The sequence below is a fragment of the Streptomyces sp. NPDC088194 genome (genome assembly GCF_040702025.1).
Classification (GTDB): domain Bacteria; phylum Actinomycetota; class Actinomycetes; order Streptomycetales; family Streptomycetaceae; genus Actinacidiphila.
The window spans coordinates 89,471-107,245 of record NZ_JBFBIV010000016.1; the positions used below are offsets into that span (position 1 = coordinate 89,471).

Genomic DNA, 17,775 nt, shown 5'->3' on the forward strand with positions numbered 1-17,775 from the left:
GTGTACGGTGGTCGGGTGGACGAATCGCCGCTCCAGAAGCGCTCGCAGCCCGCGGAAACGCCCGACCGCCCCAGCCCGGCGACCAGCCCCGCCGCCCCGGCGGTCCCGCAGACGGCCGGCGGCGCCCTGCGAGCCTCGGACGCCGACCGCGACCGGATCGCCGACATCCTGCGCGAGGCCCTCGCCGAGGGCCGCCTCGACGCGGAAGAGCACTCCGAGCGGCTGGACCGGGTCTACGCCGCGAAGACCGTCGGCGAACTGGAGCCGCTGGTAGGGGACCTGCCCGCGGGCCGGGTGACCGCCGCGACGGCGCCCTCGGCCGCGGCGCGCTCGTATGCGGGCGAGCCGCTTGGCGAGAACCCCACCCTGGTCGGCATCCTCAGCGGGGCGGAACGCAAGGGCCGTTGGCGGGTCGGCAACCGGATCACCGCGGTCGCGGTCATGGGCGGGATCGAGATCGACCTGACCGAGGCGACGTTCACCTCGCCGGAACTGGTCATCCACTGCACCGCGGTCATGGGTGGCATCAGCATCAAGGTCCCGGAGAACGTCACGCTGCAAGGCAGTGGCGTGATCGGCATCATGGGCGGCGCCGACGTGCGGGCCTTCGAGGCCCCCGACCCGCACGCGCCGACGGTCCGGGTCGTGGGCGTCGCTTTCTGGGGTGGGGTCGAGGCCAAGGCCAAGCGCGGCAAGAAGGTCGTCGACTGGGCGAAGAAGCGGCTCGAAGGCTGACGGCGGTGGCCGCGGTGGCCGCGGTGACGGCGTACGTGGTGACGGTGGCGGCCGGTACGGCACGGCCGGACGTCACTTGACCCGGTTTTCTGGTCCGTTCCGACCGACCCGACACGGCTGACGCCGCCCTGACGCGGACGCCGGCCCGCCCCTCCCTTGCGGCTCGCACGCGAAGCCCGGCTCCGACTCCTCGCCCCAACTCCCGCCCGCCCCCGGCATTCCGGACGACCCGGGCGGCGCACGCCGGAGCGATGGTCGTACGCGGGAACGAACACGGTGCGCATGAAGTCGCGCACAGCGGGTAGGGGAACGGCACGCCGCCGCACGGCAGCTCCGCCCAGCTTCGCCCGGGCGCCGGGCAGCGACGGGCAAGCGTGGCAATCTCCCCCAGAGCCGCGCCTGGGGGACCCCCAACGCCGTCGTCAGGAGTTTCCCGTGCTTCAACCGATCGAGCCCGCCACGGACCTCACGCTCCCGCCCGGACACCCGCGGGATCTGGGCGGCCCCTGGCACTCGGAGGCCGCCTGCCGAAGCGACGAGGCGGGGCTGTTCTTCGCTCCGTCGAAGGAGCCGACGGCGGCCCGGCTGTCGCGCGAGGAAGCCGCCAAGCGGGTCTGCGCGCGGTGCCCGGTGATGCTCGAATGCCGTGAACACGCCCTGCTCCAGCCGGAGCCGTACGGAGTGTGGGGCGGCATGACCGCCGCCGAGCGCCGCGTGGTGCTCGCCCGCAGGCGCCGCCGCGAGGTCGAACTCCAGCACGCGGCCCCCCGCATCGCCGCCGCCGGCTGAGCACCGCCGGCCGCGGGTGGCGGTCGGCGGTGCCCACAAGGAGTCGTCCAGGGAGCCGTCCAGGAGTCGTCAGGGAGCCGTCAGGACACCAGCGAGGACCGTAGATCGCCCATCGGGACGGAGAAGACGATCCGCTGCCGTACCACCGTGCCGGTCGTCGGGTACGTGCCGTCCGGGGCCGCGGCCCACTCCGTCTGCGCCCAGACCTGGTTCTGGTCGGCCATGAAGGTCATCCCCTCCGAGTGTTGTGCCCAGGAGTGCTCGGCGGCGGTGCCGGCGCTGGTGCTGCCGCCGGTCGAGGTGGTCTCGTGTGCCGCGGTCTGCGCTCCGGTGGCAGGCAGCGGAACCCGCCATGGAATGCCGTGTACCCCCGGACTGCCCAGCGAATCAGCGGTGTAGACGACTCTCTCGCCGTTCTCGGTCTGATTCAGCGTGCCTTGGATGCCGACGATGTCCGTGTCGTACACGTCGATCGGATCGGCGTGGCCGGCGCTGTTCACGGCGATGGGCATCAGGCGGCTGGTCGGCGCGAGCTTGTAGCGCCAGATCCGGGAGGTCGCCCCGACCGTACCCGAGGAGACCCACTCGTTGGCGACCAGCGTGTAGGGGTCCTGGGACCGGTCCATGGACAGCCCGTCGAAGCAGGGCAGCCGGTCGGCGCTGTGGTCGTTGTAGGAGCAGGCCGAGGTGACGCCGTACGACCCGATGGCCGGCCAGAAGTACTGGTAGCCGTGGGCCGATACCTGGCTGCCGTTGTGGCCGATCCAGGAGGCGTTGGTGTTCGCCTGGTAGATGTGCTTGGTCGAGAAGACGTAGATCGCGTTGTGGTGCGGGTCGCCGTCGAGCGACGCGGTGACCAGCAGCTTGTCGCCCCACCACACCATGCCGCCCATGTGCGAGGGGAAGCGGGTGAAGTTCGTGCCGCCGGCGGTGGGGATGACCGGCAGCACCCACCGGTAGCCGAGCTTGTTCGGCGACCCGTCGGTGTCGTTGATCACCGCGATGCGCCCCATGGCGGTGGTCTTGGGGGCGCTGGCCCAGCCGGAGAGCAGCACGCGGTCGGTCCCCCACACGCCGTCGCTGTCGGCGTCGCCGGAGGAGGTCATGCCCTGCGGCGAAAAGCTCTGCGTGGCGGCGTCGCCGGCGTCCCAGCAGTACGCGCTGCTCGCGGTCGGGGTGAGGGGCACAGTGTCCTTCTCGTCGGCGGTGCAGTCGCCGCCGGTGACCGTGTGCAGGTGGTGGTTCACGGTGTTCGCGATGGTGTGGATGCTGCTGTTGGCGAAGGTGTCGTCCATCGCCTGCTGCGACGCGTCCGACACGCGGTGCACCGTCAGTTCGAGTTTCGCCGCCGCCGCGGCCGAGGCGCGGACCGCCTTGCCCGGGGTTCCGGGCGACGCGCTCGCCGAGCCCGCGGCGCCCAAGGAGGCGAGGCCGAGCGCGAGCGCCGCGATCCCCACCGCCGTGACGCGGCCGGCCAGCCGCCACCTGCCCGCCCGGGACCGGCCCTCGCGGGTCCCCGTCCCGGTCCTTGTCCCCCTCGTCGTCCCTATCTTCCTTGCCTTTGTCTCCGGTGCTCTTCCGTCCCCGTCGACACGCTTCACTGGTACGCCTCTCCGTCGCCTTCAGTCGGGCGGACGGATGCCCCCGCGTCCAAGTTCCCCACGTGGACACCCCCCGGCGAAGGGGAACGCTATCGCGCCGGGTGGCAGCGGTGAAGGGCGTCACGGTCGGGTGCGGGACCGGCGCCTCACGTACATACGTACGCACGCACGCGTACGCGTGGCCGAGGGACGCAGGCGGCCGGCGACGCGGGCGCGCCACCCGTCGCGACGGATGGCGGGCAGCGCCCGGCCCGGCTCGCCTGGCGTCCTCTTCCCCTACCGGGGCGGTCGGTCGGCGGTCGGTCGGCGGTGAACAGGCGGGGAACAGGCGGGGAGCAGGCGGTCAGTTCGCCCGGTCGAAGTCGATCGCGCTGTACGCCCGCAGCTTCGACAGCCGGTGCACCGAGTCGATCTGCCGGATCGTGCCGGACTTCGACCGCATCACCAGGGAGGAGGTGGTGGCCGTCTCCGCCCGGTAGCGCACGCCGCGCAGCAGTTCGCCGTCGGTGATGCCGGTCGCCACGAAGAACACGTTGTCGCCGCTGACCAGGTCCGTGGTGTGCAGCACGCGGTCCAGGTCGTGGCCCGCGTCCAGCGCCTTGCGCCGCTCCGCGTCGTCCTTCGGCCACAGCCGGCCCTGGATCGTGCCGCCCATGCAGGCCATCGCGCAGGCGGTGATGATGCCCTCCGGGGTGCCGCCGATGCCCAGCAGCATGTCGACGCCGGTGCCTTCGCGGGCCGCCATGATCGCGCCCGCCACGTCGCCGTCCGCGATGAACTTGATCCGCGCGCCGGTCTCCCGGATCTGCCGGGCCAGCTCGTCGTGGCGCGGCCGGTCGAGCACCACGACCGTCACGTTCTCGGGGGCGATGCCCTTCGCCTTCGCCACCCGGCGGATGTTCACCGCGGGCGGCGCGGTGATGTCCACGAACTCGGCCGCCTCCGGGCCGACCACCAGCTTGTCCATGTAGAAGACCGCCGACGGGTCGTACATCGTGCCGCGGTCGGCCGCCGCGAGCACCGACACGGCGTTCGGCATGCCCTTGGCGGTCAGCGTGGTGCCGTCCACCGGGTCCACGGCGACGTCGCACTCCGCACCCGTGCCGTCGCCGATCCGCTCGCCGTTGTAGAGCATCGGCGCTTCGTCCTTCTCGCCCTCGCCGATGACCACCACGCCGTTCATCGACACGGTGTGCACGAGGGTGCGCATGGCCTTGACGGCGGCGCCGTCCGCTCCGTTCTTGTCGCCTCGGCCCACCCAGCGGGCCGAGGCCATCGCGGCGGCCTCGGTGACCCGGACCAGTTCCAGGGCGAGGTTGCGGTCGGGTGCCTCCGGACTCACTTCGAGCTGCGGAGGCAAGTGCTGTTCGGTCATCACGCGCACCTTTCTGTACGGGGACGGCCGGAAAATGAGGGTGCTGCGACCTTATCGGGTGAACTGCAAATCTGAGCAGGGGACATGTCACATGAGCAGCCGCCAACTCTTCGGGTACCCGGCGGACGGGCCGCAAACGCCCATGGGGGACGATAGGGCGCGTGGCAGCGGACAAGCGTGGTGGCAACAAGACGATCCGGGACCTGGTCCTGTCGATGCTCGTGCTCGGGGTCGTCGTCTACCTGATCTATCTGTTCATCCCGCACGACTCCAAGGAGACCCCGGTCAAGACGGAGACGGTCGGGTACAGCGTGGAGCTGAAGCAGGCGAGGCGGGACGCGCCCTACCCGGTGGCCGGCCCCGAAGGGCTCAGCGCGAAGTGGCACGCCACCTCCGTCACGTACTCCGCGGGCGACCGCCGCAACGTGACCTGGCACCTCGGTTTCATCGACCCCGACCAGCAGTACGTGGCGCTGGAGCAGTCCAACGGCGACCCGACCGGGTTCATCAGCCAGGTGACGATCAACGCGCACCGCGACGCAGGGCGTACGGTCGCGGTCGGCGGGACGAGCTGGCAGTACTACACCGGCGGGCGTTACGACGCGCTGGTGCGCGAGGAGAAGGGCGTCACCACGGTGGTGCTCGGTACGGCGCCGGACGCCCAGCTCCAGCGCTTCGCGGCGACCCTCAAGCCGTAAGCGGCTTCCGGCCCGCCGGCGCCCTCAGGCCGTGAGCCGGACCTGGCCGTGGGCGGGGCCTTGCCGTGGGCGGATGGGGCGCTATTCGGGCTCGGCGCCCTCCGCCTCTTCGGGGTCCTCCGCTGCCAGCGCGGCGTCCAGCCGGGCCCGGGCGCCCTCCAGCCAGCGCCGGCAGACCTTGGCCAGCTCCTCGCCCCGCTCCCACAAGGCGAGCGACTCCTCCAAGGTCGCGCCACCCGCTTCCAGGCGGCGCACCACGTCCACGAGCTCGTCGCGGGCCTGTTCGTAGCCGAGTACGGCGCTGGTGGATTCCTCGTCTGCCATGCCCGCAAGCCTAGGGCGTACCGCGGACAGTCCCGGGCGGCGCGGAGCGAGGTCGCTCCGGGGACCGGATCTCCAGCATCAGGCACCCCGTCCTCGTCCGGTAGGGGCCGTGCGGCATGCCCGGCGGGCGGGAGGCGTAGTGCCCCGCGGTGAAGGTGCGGCCGAGGGTGAGGTCCTCCAACTCGCCCTCCAGCAGGTACACCTCCTCGTAGTAGGGGTGCCGGATCACGCCCGCCGCGGAGGTGTCGAGCCCGGGCTCCCAACGGGCCAGCCGGGTCTGCTCGACCGCCGGATCGGGCCCGGCGGACAGCGGCCGCTCGCTCACCCCGGGCGCGCCCTCGGCCGCGCGCCACGGCACCCCCGCCGTGTCGTGGAACTCGCGCTCGTCCTTCATCGCCCGCCCTCTTCCGGCATCAGCCCGCCCTCTTCCGCTCGGTTCGCGCTTCAGTTCCCCTGGACCCGCACCGTGAAGTCGCCCTCCGCGACGCGGGCGCGCAGCGTGTCGCCGTCGGCGACCTCGGCCGGGTCGCGGACCGCCGCGCCGTCCTCGCGCTGGAGGACCGCGTAGCCGCGGCGGAGGGTGGCCGCGGGGGAGAGGGCGACGACGCGGGCGAGGGTGTGGGTGAGGTCGGCGTCGGCCCGGTCGAGCAGGTGCCCCAGGGTGCGCCGGGCCCGGTCCACCCGGTCGGCGACCTCCGCCTCGCGCTGCTCGACCATCCGGTACGGCGCCGCGAGGGCGGGACGGCTGAGCGCCGCCTCAAGGCCGCGCTCCTCCCGGTCGAGGATGCCGCGCAGCACCCGCAGCGCCCGGTCCCGTACCAACTGGACGCGGGCCAGCTCCTCCCGCACGTCCGGCACGATCCGCTTGGCGGCGTCCGTGGGGGTGGACGCGCGCAGGTCGGCGACCAGGTCGAGCAGCGGCGTGTCCGGCTCGTGCCCGATCGCGGAGACCACCGGGGTGCCGCACGCCGCGACCGCCCGCACCAGCCGCTCGTCGGAGAACGGCAGCAGGTCCTCCACGCTGCCCCCGCCGCGCGCCACCACGATGACGTCGACCTCCGGATGGGCGTCGAGCTGCTGCACCGCCTCGACCACCCGGGGGACCGCGGCCGCGCCCTGCACGGGGACGTTCCGCACCTCGAAGCGGACGGCGGGCCAGCGCAGCCGCGCGTTCTCCCGTACGTCCCGCTCGGCGGCCGAGGCGCGGCCGGTCACCAGGCCGATCAGCCCGGGCAGGAACGGCAGCGGGCGCTTGCGGTCCGCCGCGAAGAGCCCCTCGGCCGCCAGCGACTTCTTCAACTGCTCCAGCCGCGCCAGCAGTTCGCCCATCCCGACCGGCCGGATCTCGCTCGCCCGCAGCGACAGCGTGCCCCGCGGTCCGTACCACTCCGGTCTGGCGTGCACCACGACCCGCGCGCCCTCGCCGACCACGTCGGCCACCTGTTCGTACACCGCGCGGTAGCAGGTCACGGACAACGACGTGTCGTGCGACGGGTCGCGCAGCGTCAGGAACACCACCCCTGCGCCCGGGCGGCGGGAGAGCTGCGTGATCTGGCCCTCCACCCACACCGCGCCGAGCCGGTCGATCCACCCGCCGATCAGCCGCGACACCTCGCCGACCGGAATCGGCGCTTCCGCCGAGGTGTTCAGAGCCATACCCGCACCTTAGTGCGCCCCGCCGACACCCCACCCCGCCCCGGAGGCGGCCCCGTACGATGGACCGCATGACCTCTGACTCCACCCGCCGTGTCCTCCTCGCCGCCCCCCGCGGGTACTGCGCGGGTGTGGACCGTGCCGTCATCACCGTCGAGAAGGCGCTGGAGCAGTACGGCGCCCCGGTCTACGTCCGCAAGCAGATCGTGCACAACAAGTACGTGGTGCAGACCCTGGAGAAGAAGGGCGCCGTCTTCGTCGACGAGACGGAGGAGGTGCCCGAGAACGCGATCGTGATCTTCTCCGCGCACGGCGTGGCCCCGGTCGTGCACGAGGAGGCCGCCCAGCGCAGCCTCGCCTCCATCGACGCGACCTGCCCGCTGGTCACCAAGGTGCACAAGGAAGCCGTCCGCTACGCCGGCGAGGACTACGACATCCTGCTCATCGGCCACGAGGGCCACGAAGAGGTCGTCGGCACCATGGGCGAGGCGCCCGAGCGCATGCACCTGGTCGACGGCCCCGCCGACGCGGCCAAGGTGAAGGTGCGCGACGAGTCCAAGGTGGTCTGGCTCTCGCAGACCACGCTCTCGGTCGACGAGACGATGGAGACCGTGGACGCCCTCAAGGAGCGCTTCCCGCGGCTGGTCTCGCCGCCGAGCGACGACATCTGCTACGCCACGCAGAACCGCCAGGTCGCGGTGAAGCAGATCGCCGCCGACGCCGACCTGGTGATCGTGGTCGGCTCCCGCAACTCCTCCAACTCCATCCGGCTGGTCGAGGTCGCGCTGCAGGCCGGCGCCGGCGCGTCGTACCTGGTGGACTTCGCCGAGGAGTGCGAGGACGGCTGGCTGGAGGGCGTGCGCACGGTCGGCGTGACCTCGGGCGCGTCCGTGCCGGAGGTGCTGGTCGACGGGGTGCTGGAGTGGCTGGCCGCCCGCGGCTTCGACGACGTGTCGGTGGTGACCTCCGCGCAGGAGTCCATCCAGTTCTCGCTGCCGAAGGAACTGCGCCGGGATCTGCGTGCGGAGGCCGTCGAGCGGGAATCGGCCAAGAGGTGAGCGGTTCCACCCACCTTTAACCTGGGGGCCATGAACATGTTCGGTGTGGACATCGGCGGTACGGGAATCAAGGGCGCTCCGGTCGACCTCGACCGGGGCGACCTGTCGGACGAGCGGCACAAGGTGCCCACCCCGCAGCCGGCGACACCGGAGGGTGTCGTCGAGGGCGTGGCCGAGGTGGTCGAGCACTTCGGCCACAAGGGCCCGCTCGGCGTGACCTTCCCCGGCGTCGTGGTGGACGGCGTGACCCGCACCGCCGCCAACATGGACAGCGGCTGGGTGGGCGTGGACGCGCGGAAGCTGATCAGCGAGCGGCTGAGCCTTCCGGTGGTGATCCTCAACGACGCGGACGCCGCGGGCGTCGCCGAGATGACCTTCGGGGCCGGCCGCGGCCGCGGCGGCACCGTCATGCTGCTCACCCTCGGCACCGGGATCGGCAGCGCGCTGTTCGTGGACGGGCACCTGGTGCCCAACACCGAGCTGGGCCACCTGGAGCTGCACGGCCACGACGCGGAGAAGCGCGCGTCGGTCAAGGCCCGTGAGGACGAGGATCTGAGCTGGGAGCACTGGGCGCACCGGCTGAAGAAGTACCTCGCGCACGTGGAGATGCTCTTCTCGCCCGACCTGTTCGTGATCGGCGGCGGGGTGAGCCGGAAACCCGACAAGTTCCTGCCGCTGATCCACGGGATCAGCGCGGAGATCGTCCCCGCGGAGTTGCAGAACAACGCGGGGATCGTCGGCGCCGCGATGGCTGCCGCAAAGCTCTGACCGCCACGATCGCGGCGGCGAGCACCGTACCGGTGTAGAGCCAGCCGGTCATCAGGGCCAGGCCGGTGAAGACCCCGACCACGTGCCCGAGCAGGCTGCCGTCGCCGCTGTCGGCCGTCAGGGTGATGCCCACCGCGAACGCGATGGGCGCCGCCACCGGCGCCGCGACCAGGTCGTACGGCCGGACGTACACCGCCGCGGCGATGCACACGGCGATGAAGACCAGCCCGAAGAGGACGCCGGGGCCGTCGAAGAGCAGCGAGTCGACGGCCCCGCCGAGCACCGTCACCACGGTGGTCAGGGCGCCCGTGCCGAGGCCGGTCAGGCGGGGGCGGGGGCGGGGCAGGGTCCGCAGCCGGTGCGCGGCCGCCGCGAGCCGGTTGCTCGGCCGGGGCGGCGCGGACGCGGATGTCGTGGCCGAGGCCGCGGTCGATCCGGACGCCGCCGCCGAGGCTGCCGGCGCCGCCTTCGACGGGAGGGCGGCGGGGACCTGGCGGGCGGTGGTGCTCGTACGCGCAGTGTGTTGCTCCACCTACTCAACGTAGGCGGGTTGCGCTGGTCGCGCAGGTCCGGGACACGCGGATTCGCTCGCCTGGGCCCTCTGTTCGAAGTGCTCCGTTCGAGTGAGGCGGGATTGACGCGGGGGTGGTGGACGGTGGTCGGGTGGGCGTCCCGCCGGTGGTGCGGCGGCCCGTAGACTGGTCGGCGCCAGCCCCCACCTCCTGCCCACGGGAAGTCGTCACGTGTCGCTCTCCATCGGAATCGTCGGCCTGCCGAATGTCGGCAAGTCGACGCTCTTCAACGCCCTGACCAAGAACGACGTGCTGGCGGCCAACTACCCGTTCGCCACCATCGAGCCCAACATCGGCGTGGTCGGCGTGCCCGACCCCCGGCTGCACCGGCTCGCCGAGATCTTCGACTCGGCCCGGGTGCTCCCCGCCACCGTGGACTTCGTCGACATCGCCGGCATCGTCCGCGGTGCCTCGGAAGGCGAGGGCCTGGGCAACAAGTTCCTCGCGAACATCCGGGAGTCCGACGCGATCTGCCAGGTGATCCGCGCCTTCAAGGACGAGAACGTGGTCCACGTGGACGGCAAGGTCTCGCCCCGCGACGACATCGAGACGATCAACACCGAGCTGATCCTCGCCGACCTGCAGTCCGTGGAGAAGGCGATCCCGCGCCTGACCAAGGAATCGCGGATGCAGAAGGACAAGGCGAAGGTGCTGGCCGCGGCCGAGGCCGCGCAGACGATCCTCGCCGCCGGCGACACCCTCTTCGCCCACGGCATCACGAAGGACACCGAGCAGGGCGCCCTCCTGCACGAGCTGCACCTGCTCACCACGAAGCCGTTCCTCTACGTCTTCAACGTCGACGAGGACGAGCTCACCGACGAGGCGTTCAAGGACGAGCAGCGCGCCCTGATCGCCCCCGCCGAGGCGATCTTCCTCAACGCCAAGCTCGAAGCAGACCTGGCCGAACTCGACGACGCCGAGGCCCTCGAACTCCTCCAGTCCGTCGGCCAGGAGGAGCCCGGGCTCGCCACCCTCGCCCGGGTCGGCTTCAACACCCTCGGGCTCCAGACCTACCTCACGGCCGGCCCCAAGGAGTCCCGCGCCTGGACCATCAAGCGCGGCGCCACCGCCCCCGAGGCGGCGGGCGTGATCCACACCGACTTCCAGAAGGGCTTCATCAAGGCCGAGGTCATCTCCTTCGACGACCTCGTGACCACCGGCTCCGTCGCCGAAGCCCGCGCGAAGGGCAAGGCCCGCATGGAGGGCAAGGACTACGTCATGCAGGACGGCGACGTGGTGGAGTTCCGCTTCAACGTGTAGCCGCATCATTTGCTGCATGTGCGCTGATTTCGTCGAATGTGCAGGTCGGAAGGGGTCGGACTCGGGCGAGTCCGACCCTTCTGCGTTCCGGTGCCGGCTCGGTGCCGGCTTCTGGGCGCCTCGCGGCGGTCGCTTCAACCGCCCGGGTGTACGGGCGAACGTGGAGTGTCGCTTTCACGTGCCGCGCTATTGAAGCGCTGATCCGCCGGATCGACCGCAGGCTTGAGCGGGGGCCTTGCCTTCCCGTGCTGGTTCTGTGCTGGCTTGAGCCTCGCAGAACCGCGTTTTCGCAGGTGAGACGTCTTGAGGACGTCCACGGTGGGGCCGCACAGGAGCGTCAGGTCCACGGGGTCGGAGGGGGAGCGGTGCACGGGCCGGCAGCAGCCTGAACGGCGACGTCGCCGTGTGTGCGCCGTGGCGGGGTGCCGGTCAACGGGTGAACACGATGCGCCGTCCGGGCTGCGCTCCGTTGGTCGTCGCGTCGATGTGGGCGGAGCCGGTCGGCAGGTCGGTCATCGTCCCGTGCCCTTCATGCGGGCGTGGACGTTGTCATATCTTGCGTGCCGATGACGGAGAGCAGGCTCAGCTGGGCCGCGCCCTCGGTGCCGGGTGGGGCGCTGAACCACAGCAGGCGCTGGCGTCCGTCCTCGCTGAACAGGCTCTGGCAGTCCAGCTCGATGACGCCCAGGGCGGAATGGACTATGCGTTTGTGGTCGGTTCGCCGGAGGGCGACGTCGTGGGTGTCCCACAGGGTGGCGAACTCCCGGCTGCGTCCGCGCAGCACGGCGACCATCCGGGTCACCTCGGTGTCGCTGCCGCGGCGGGCGGCGACCGCCTGGAGGTCGGCGACGAAGACCCGGGAGTGGTGGGGGTGGTCCTCGGGCGGGTAGAGGGTCCGGGCCTGCGGGTCGGTGAACCAGCGGTGGACGAAGCTCGCCTCGAGACCGCGCAGTGCCGGGGGCCGGCCCACGAGTGCGGCGGCCAGCGGGTTCTGGACGAGGGTTTCGTGCAGGTCGGTGATGACCTGGGCAGGAGTGGTGGTGAGCTGGTCCAGCAGGCCGAGCAGACCAGGCTGGACATGTGCGGTCGGGCCGTGCGCCGCCGGGGGGATCGGACGGTCGGCGAGGTGGAACAGATGGTCGCGTTCGTCGCCGTTCAGCCGCAGCGCCCGGGCCAGCACGGCCAGGACCTGGGCCGAGGGCTGGGCGCCGCGTCCGCGTTCCAGCTCGGTGTAGTAGTCCGCGGACAGCCCGGCCAGATGGGCTACCTCCTCGCGCCGCAGACCGGGCACCCGGCGCCGCGGGCCGGTGGGCAGGCCGACGTCGGACGGGCGGACCCGGCCGCGCCGGGACTTGAGGAACGCGGCGAGTTCGGAATGGTTCACGTCTCCTATCGTCGCGCCCACCGGTGGACGCGAGCCAGGGGATGGCAACCCCTGGGTGCGGACAGCCCTGGCTGGGGCGGGCACGCCGAACCACTCTGGAGCCACGAGCGGGGCACCGCACCGACGCCCCTGGCCGTGATCCCTCTGTCGCGGCATCCCCTTTCCCGCACCTCCAGCAGGAGTGTTCATGTCTGCCCAGGAACCCGTGGACCGCCACGCCACGCCCGATCCCCGCGCCGATCGGCTCCGCGTCGCCATCGTCACGGGCGGCTCCCGCGGGATCGGCCGCGCGACGGTGAGCCGACTGGCCGCCGACGGATTCGCCGTCGTGGTCGGCTACGCGGGCAACCGCGAACTGGCCGAGGCCGCCGTCAAGGACGTGACCGCCGGCGGCGGCAGAGCGATCGGTGTCCAGGCGGACGTCGCCGACGAGCAGCAGATCTCCGCTCTGTTCGCCACCGCGGAGGCCGAGTTCGGCGGCGTCGACGTCGTCGTCCACGCGGCCGGCCGGGTGTTGCTGGCACCGATCGCCGAACTGGACCTGGCGGAGCTGGACGCGCTCCACCGCACCAACATCCGCGGGACCTTCGTCGTCGCCCAACAGGCCGCACGCAAGATCCGCAGCGGTGGCGCGTTCGTCACCTTCTCCACGTCCGTGGTGGGCCTGGCCTTCCCCGGCTACGGCGCCTACAGCGCCAGCAAGGGCGCCGTCGAAGCACTCACGCTCATCCTCGCGCGGGAGCTGCGCGGCCGGAACATCACCGTCAACGCCGTGGCCCCCGGCCCCACCGCCACCGATCTGTTCCTCGACGGCAAGGACGATCAGACCATCGCCCGGCTGGCCGCCCAGCCCCCACTGGAGCGCCTCGGTACCCCCGCCGACATCGCCGAAGTCGTCGCCTTCCTCGCCTCCCCGGCCGGCCACTGGATCAACGGCCAGATCATCCGCCCCAACGGCGGCATCATCTGACGGCCCCGTGCCCGGTGTCGGCCCCCGGCTGATACGCCCCCACGGACCCCAGCCCCGACGGAGGTGAAGTCCTCTCCGCGATCCTCTCCGCGATCGCCGCCGGCGTCCGCGCCGAGTCCTTCCGCCGCGTCGGGCTGGACGACCTGCTCACCGCAGGCGCTTCCCCGTAACCACAAACCGAAAGAGAACCACCATGCCGTTCGCGAACTTCAAAGTCCCTGCCGGAACCCTCGACGAGAAGCAGAAGGAGACGATCGTCACCCGTACCACCGAGCTGTACGTCGAGATCTACGGCGAACGCGCCCGGGCCAACACCATGGTCCTGGTCGAGGAGGTCATCGACGGCGGTTGGGGCATCGGCGGCAACGTCCTGACCCTGTCCATGCTCCAGCAGCCCACCGAAGACTGACGACCCGGGATGATCCACGGCTGGGGTCAAACCGTCGCCGCGACCGGCCCCAGCCCCGACCGGGCCGCCACCCGGTCGGCCGGATCGGGGACGGCAGTACCGACGTCGATCACTATGGCGTCAGGCCGAACGCCGACGCATGCCAACGCGCAAGCACCTGGTCGGAGCGCCGTCTCAACGGCTGCCGGCAGCAGGTCACGCCATTCCGCGCACCGTCGTCAGCGGGTCTGGTCGGTCGGACGGATCAGGATCTCGTTGACGGCGACGTGCTCGGGCTGGGTGAGCGCATACAGGACGGCGCCGGCGATGTCCTCGGGCTGAAGGGTCCGCATGGAGTCGGCGTAGTTCCTGGCGAGGGCCTGCATGGCGGGGTCGGTGATGTGGGTGGCCAGTTCGGTCGCGACCATTCCGGGTTCGATGACGACGACGCGTACGCCCTGCGCGGTGACTTCCTGCCGCAAGGCTTCCGAGAAGGCGGTGATGCCGAACTTGGTTGCGGCGTAGACGCCTCCGCCGGCAGATGCGGTGCGCCCTGATGTCGAGGAGACCTGCACCACGGCGCCCTTGCTCTCCAGCAGGTGGGGCAGGGCGGCATGGGCCGTGTACATCGATCCGAGGAGGTTGGTGTCGATCATGCGCGTCCACTCGGCGGTGTCCGCGTTCAGGATCGGTCCGCTGAGCATGACGCCGGCGTTGTTCACGAGGGCGTCGAGCGCGCCGAAGTGCTCGACGGTCGCCGTGACCGCGTCTTGCACGGACGCGCGGTCCGTGACATCGAGCTCCAGGACCAGCATCTCCCCGAGGGCGTCCTGCGCGAGCGACTTCAGTCGATCGGCCCGGCGGGCCCCGACCGCCACCCTGGCGCCGGCTTCGGCCAGGGCGAGTGCGGTGGCCCGTCCGATGCCCGAGGAGGCGCCGGTGACCAGGACGACCTTTCCGTCGAGGGTGGTGCTCATGTCTTCCTCCGATGGATGCGTGGTGAGAGGTGGTGGCCCGCCAGGCGTCTTGACGCCACGCAGCGGTTGACCCGGGCAGAAAATGACCGCTGGGTCATTTTGACCTTACACCAAAAATGACCACCCAGTCATGTTGCTGGTAGGCTCGTACTCGCCGGATGAGAGGTGCGTATGAGCGAGATGGCCACCGCGGGTCGGCGGGCGGACATGGTGCGCAATCGGCGCGTTCTGCTTCAGGTCGCGACGGAGGCGTTCGCGGAGCTGGGGACGGACGTGTCGATGGGCGAGATCGCCCAGCGCGCCGGCCTGGCCAAAGGCACGGTGTTCCGGCACTTCGCGTCGAAGGAAGACCTGCTTGCGGCGATCATGCTGCAGCTCGTCGACCGGTTGACCAGCACGGCGGAGCGCCTTGCCGAGGCCGACGACGCGGATGCGGCACTGGTGGAGTTCATGGCCGACGGCATCGAGGCCCTGGCCGCCGACCGTGCGTTCTGCGAAGTGATCGGGCGCCCGTCACTGGACCATGCCGGCGTCCGGGACGCGATCGGCCGCCTCTGCGACGCGGCCGAGGCGCTCACGGGCCGGGCGCAGGAGCAGGGAACCGTCCGCGGCGACGTCACGGGCACGGACATCGTGCTGCTGCTCGCGGGCATCCACCAAACGGCAGCGCCCTTGCTGGCCGCACAGCCGCAGGCGTGGCGCCGCTACCTTGAACTGGCCCTGGACGGGCTCCGCGTCACCGGCGCTCGCGAACTGCCGCATCCACCGGGGGAGCTGCACCTCGGTGGGCGTTCCGGCAAGAGCTGACCTGCGGACGCCGCCGTCGTCCTGCGCCGCGTGGCACGCTCCCGCGTCGTGCGGACGTCGGGGACCGGACCGGCCACCGCACCGCATCGCACCGCCCACAGATCCGTTCGGCGACGCGATCGGCTCCTCCCGCTGGTTCGACGTGGCCGCGCTCCTCGGGCCGAGGCACCGGCAGGAGGGCCTGGCAAGGCATCGGCTTCACCGCACGGATCACGGCGACCGTCCATACGGAGCCGCCGGTTCCGGCCGCGGACGAAGAGTGGGAAGGCGTGTGGGGGACGGCCCCTCACGAGTTCGAATCTCGTATCCTCCGCACTTGCCCACCAGGGCAGACGTGGCCCCCGACCGCACCGCGGCCGGGGGCCACGTCACGCTCGCCCAGCGGAGTGCGGGCGCAACGCACTGCTCGGGAAGTCGGCGGCGGGTTCGGGGGGCCAGTGATCAGGGGGTGGGGCGGGGGCGGCGGAGGAGGGCTTCGACGCGGGGGCGGTCCTGCGGGGAGGGGGTGCAGGTGACGACCTTGTGCTCGGGGTTGTCCGCGAGTTGGAGCACGACGTGGTGGAGCGTGAACTCGCCGAGCTCCGGATGACGCAGCCGCTTCGTGCCCGAGCCGACGGTGTCGACCTTGTGCTGCGGCCACCATGCCCGCACCTCCGGGCTCACCGCGTGGAGGCGTTCGAGCAGGTCGGCGAAGCCGGGGTCACCCGGGTGCCTGGCCGCGGCCGTGCGCAGCCGTCCGAGCAGCGCCGACGCCTCCTCCTCCCAGTCGACGACGATCCGCCGGGCCTCCGGGTCCGCGAACATCCACCAGAGCATGTTGCGGGTCTGCGGCGGCCGCTCCGGCCAGTCGGTCCAGAGCACCCGGGCGGCCCGGTTGGACGCCAGCACGTCCCAGTGCCTGCCGGTGACGTAGGAAGGGCACGGGTCGAGCCGGTCGACGAGGGAGACGACGGCGGGCGGAAGCGTCTCCATGGCGGCGGAGGTCTGCTCCGGTTCCGGCGGGGCGCCGTGGACGAGTTGGTGGACGTGGGCCCGCTCGCACACGTCGAGTCGCAGCGCCGCAGCCAGCGCGTCGAGGACCTGCCGGGAGGGCCGTACCTCGCGGCCCTGTTCCAGGAAGGCGTAGTAGGTCGCGGAGATGGACGCGAGCTGGGCCACCTCCTCGCGGCGCAGGCCGCGGGTCCGGCGCCGGGTGCCCGGTGGGAGGCCGACGTCGGAGGGCTGGAGCCGTTCGCGGCGGGAGCGGAGCAGATCGCCCAACTCCCTTGCCGGGGTCACCGTATGGGGCATCCTGGCACTCTCGTTACTAGGAAAGACGTCCTATGGATGGCGCTGGGGGACGCGGTTACGGTGACCGCATGGACAATCGAATCATCGGGCCGGAAGGGCTCACCGTATCCGCTGTCGGACTCGGTTGCATGGGGATGTCCCAGGGCTACGGAGCGGCCGACGACGCCGAGTCGATCGCGGTCCTGCAGCGCGCCGTCGACCAGGGGGTCACCTTCCTGGACACGGCGATGAGCTACGGCAGCGGCCACAACGAGGAGTTGCTCGGCAAAGCCCTGGCCGGCCGGCGCGACCAGGTCGTGCTGGCCACCAAGTTCGGGATCGTCCGCAGCCCGGAGGGGGTCCGGGTCGACGGCCGCCCGGAGAACGTCCGGCGCCACTGCGAAGCCTCGCTGGCCCGGCTCGGGACGGACCGCATCGACCTGTACTACCAGCACCGCGTCGACCCGCAGGTCCCGATCGAGGAGACGGTCGGGGCAATGGCCGAGCTTGTGGCCGAGGGCAAGGTCCGCCACCTCGGGCTGTCGGAGGCGAGCCCCGAGGAACTCGAACGGGCCGCCGCCACCCACCCGATCAGCGCCGCGCAGTACGAGTGGTCGCTGTGGTGGCGCGACATCGAGGACGACGTGCTGCCCACGGCCCGCCGGCTGGGCATCGGGATGGTTCCGTACAGTCCGGTGGGCCGCGGCTTCCTGGCCGGGCCGGTCAGCGTGGACGGTTTCGGGGCCGGCGACTTCCGGCAGAACGACCCCCGGTTCCAGGCCGAGAACCTCAAGCAGAACGAGGCGATCGTCGCCGAGGTGCGGTCGCTGGCCGCGGCGCGCGGGGTGACGCCCGCTCAGCTCGTGCTCGCCTGGCTGCTCGCGCAGGGCGACGACGTCGTCCCGATCCCCGGGACGCGCCGGGCCGAGCGGGTCGAGGAGAACGCCAAGGCGGCCGACGTCGAGCTGTCCCAGGACGACCTCGACCGGCTGGAGGCGGTCGCCCCGCGCGACGCGTGGGTGGGCGACCGCCAGTCCTTCGCCGCGCACCGCGTGGTGCGGACCCCGGTCTGACGCGTTGCCCGGTCCGACCGGCCGGTCCGGCCGGTCCGCTCGGACGTGCCCGACGTGCCCGACGTGCCGAACGT

At 71.7% G+C, this 17,775-nt stretch carries 19 protein-coding genes; 10 read left to right on the top strand and 9 right to left on the bottom strand.

Annotated elements, in window-relative coordinates; genetic code table 11:
• Positions 1-15: 15 nt before the first annotated feature.
• Both AB0399_RS11670 and AB0399_RS11675 read left to right on the top strand, forming a co-directional pair.
• The gene (locus AB0399_RS11670; RefSeq protein ID WP_366411122.1) at positions 16-735 is read left to right on the top strand and encodes a DUF1707 domain-containing protein; all 720 of its coding nucleotides are present in this window, start codon (positions 16-18) and stop codon (positions 733-735) included.
• A 447-nt stretch (positions 736-1,182) separates the two neighbouring features.
• The gene (locus tag AB0399_RS11675; protein ID WP_329373960.1) at positions 1,183-1,524 is read left to right on the top strand and encodes a WhiB family transcriptional regulator; all 342 of its coding nucleotides are present in this window, start codon (positions 1,183-1,185) and stop codon (positions 1,522-1,524) included.
• An 80-nt stretch (positions 1,525-1,604) separates the two neighbouring features.
• Here the strand turns inward: AB0399_RS11675 and AB0399_RS11680 are convergent, their stop codons facing one another.
• On the bottom strand, positions 1,605-2,981 hold the full coding sequence (locus AB0399_RS11680; RefSeq protein ID WP_366411123.1) for a hypothetical protein: 1,377 nt from the start codon (positions 2,979-2,981) through the stop codon (positions 1,605-1,607).
• A gap of 487 nt (positions 2,982-3,468) precedes the next feature.
• Positions 3,469-4,500, bottom strand: coding sequence for a class II fructose-bisphosphatase (gene glpX, locus AB0399_RS11685; protein ID WP_328468631.1), 1,032 nt, complete (start codon positions 4,498-4,500; stop codon positions 3,469-3,471).
• Between the two features lie 161 nt (positions 4,501-4,661).
• Here glpX and AB0399_RS11690 point away from each other — a divergent pair, with 161 nt between their 5' ends.
• Positions 4,662-5,198 carry a DUF4245 domain-containing protein gene (locus AB0399_RS11690; protein ID WP_366411124.1) on the top strand — a complete coding sequence of 179 codons (537 nt, stop codon included), beginning with the start codon at positions 4,662-4,664 and terminating at the stop codon, positions 5,196-5,198.
• Positions 5,199-5,279: 81 nt separating this feature from the next.
• Here AB0399_RS11690 and AB0399_RS11695 read toward each other — a convergent pair whose 3' ends face one another.
• From AB0399_RS11695 to xseA, 3 genes are read right to left on the bottom strand one after another with little or no spacing between them, the layout of a single operon-like run.
• A complete protein-coding gene (locus tag AB0399_RS11695) occupies positions 5,280-5,522 on the bottom strand; it encodes an exodeoxyribonuclease VII small subunit (RefSeq protein WP_366411125.1) in 243 nt (80 codons plus the stop codon).
• A 10-nt stretch (positions 5,523-5,532) separates the two neighbouring features.
• Positions 5,533-5,916, bottom strand: coding sequence for a cupin domain-containing protein (locus AB0399_RS11700; protein WP_366411126.1), 384 nt, complete (start codon positions 5,914-5,916; stop codon positions 5,533-5,535).
• A gap of 50 nt (positions 5,917-5,966) precedes the next feature.
• Positions 5,967-7,178, bottom strand: coding sequence for an exodeoxyribonuclease VII large subunit (gene xseA, locus AB0399_RS11705; protein ID WP_366411127.1), 1,212 nt, complete (start codon positions 7,176-7,178; stop codon positions 5,967-5,969).
• A 59-nt stretch (positions 7,179-7,237) separates the two neighbouring features.
• Between xseA and AB0399_RS11710 the strand changes: the two genes are divergently transcribed.
• Both AB0399_RS11710 and ppgK read left to right on the top strand, forming a co-directional pair.
• A complete protein-coding gene (locus AB0399_RS11710) occupies positions 7,238-8,233 on the top strand; it encodes a 4-hydroxy-3-methylbut-2-enyl diphosphate reductase (protein ID WP_366411128.1) in 996 nt (331 codons plus the stop codon).
• A gap of 30 nt (positions 8,234-8,263) precedes the next feature.
• Positions 8,264-9,001 (top strand): polyphosphate--glucose phosphotransferase, encoded by a 738-nt coding sequence (ppgK, locus tag AB0399_RS11715; RefSeq protein WP_328468643.1) that lies wholly within the window; start codon positions 8,264-8,266, stop codon positions 8,999-9,001.
• On the opposite strand, the gene AB0399_RS11720 is transcribed toward ppgK, so the two are convergent.
• Positions 8,922-9,533, bottom strand: coding sequence for a DUF6542 domain-containing protein (locus tag AB0399_RS11720; RefSeq protein ID WP_366411129.1), 612 nt, complete (start codon positions 9,531-9,533; stop codon positions 8,922-8,924). The two genes, ppgK and AB0399_RS11720, sit on opposite strands and share 80 nt — an antisense overlap.
• Positions 9,534-9,744: 211 nt before the next feature.
• Between AB0399_RS11720 and ychF the strand changes: the two genes are divergently transcribed.
• Positions 9,745-10,833, top strand: a complete 1,089-nt coding sequence (ychF, locus tag AB0399_RS11725) for a redox-regulated ATPase YchF (protein ID WP_329365342.1) — start codon at positions 9,745-9,747, stop codon at positions 10,831-10,833.
• A gap of 529 nt (positions 10,834-11,362) precedes the next feature.
• On the opposite strand, the gene AB0399_RS11730 is transcribed toward ychF, so the two are convergent.
• Positions 11,363-12,217 carry a helix-turn-helix transcriptional regulator gene (locus AB0399_RS11730; protein WP_329365341.1) on the bottom strand — a complete coding sequence of 285 codons (855 nt, stop codon included), beginning with the start codon at positions 12,215-12,217 and terminating at the stop codon, positions 11,363-11,365.
• Between the two features lie 187 nt (positions 12,218-12,404).
• Here AB0399_RS11730 and AB0399_RS11735 point away from each other — a divergent pair, with 187 nt between their 5' ends.
• Entirely contained in the window at positions 12,405-13,187 is a 783-nt protein-coding gene (locus AB0399_RS11735) for an SDR family oxidoreductase (protein ID WP_366411130.1), read from the top strand.
• 193 nt (positions 13,188-13,380) lie between these two features.
• The gene (locus AB0399_RS11740) at positions 13,381-13,596 is read left to right on the top strand and encodes a 4-oxalocrotonate tautomerase family protein (protein WP_329365338.1); all 216 of its coding nucleotides are present in this window, start codon (positions 13,381-13,383) and stop codon (positions 13,594-13,596) included.
• Positions 13,597-13,814: 218 nt separating this feature from the next.
• Here AB0399_RS11740 and AB0399_RS11745 read toward each other — a convergent pair whose 3' ends face one another.
• On the bottom strand, positions 13,815-14,552 hold the full coding sequence (locus AB0399_RS11745; protein ID WP_366411131.1) for an SDR family NAD(P)-dependent oxidoreductase: 738 nt from the start codon (positions 14,550-14,552) through the stop codon (positions 13,815-13,817).
• Between the two features lie 171 nt (positions 14,553-14,723).
• Between AB0399_RS11745 and AB0399_RS11750 the strand changes: the two genes are divergently transcribed.
• Positions 14,724-15,359, top strand: a complete 636-nt coding sequence (locus AB0399_RS11750) for a helix-turn-helix domain-containing protein (protein WP_366411132.1) — start codon at positions 14,724-14,726, stop codon at positions 15,357-15,359.
• A gap of 441 nt (positions 15,360-15,800) precedes the next feature.
• Here AB0399_RS11750 and AB0399_RS11755 read toward each other — a convergent pair whose 3' ends face one another.
• A complete protein-coding gene (locus AB0399_RS11755) occupies positions 15,801-16,649 on the bottom strand; it encodes a helix-turn-helix domain-containing protein (RefSeq protein ID WP_366411133.1) in 849 nt (282 codons plus the stop codon).
• 68 nt (positions 16,650-16,717) lie between these two features.
• Here AB0399_RS11755 and AB0399_RS11760 point away from each other — a divergent pair, with 68 nt between their 5' ends.
• Positions 16,718-17,701 (top strand): aldo/keto reductase, encoded by a 984-nt coding sequence (locus AB0399_RS11760; RefSeq protein ID WP_329365332.1) that lies wholly within the window; start codon positions 16,718-16,720, stop codon positions 17,699-17,701.
• Positions 17,702-17,775 lie beyond the last annotated feature (74 nt).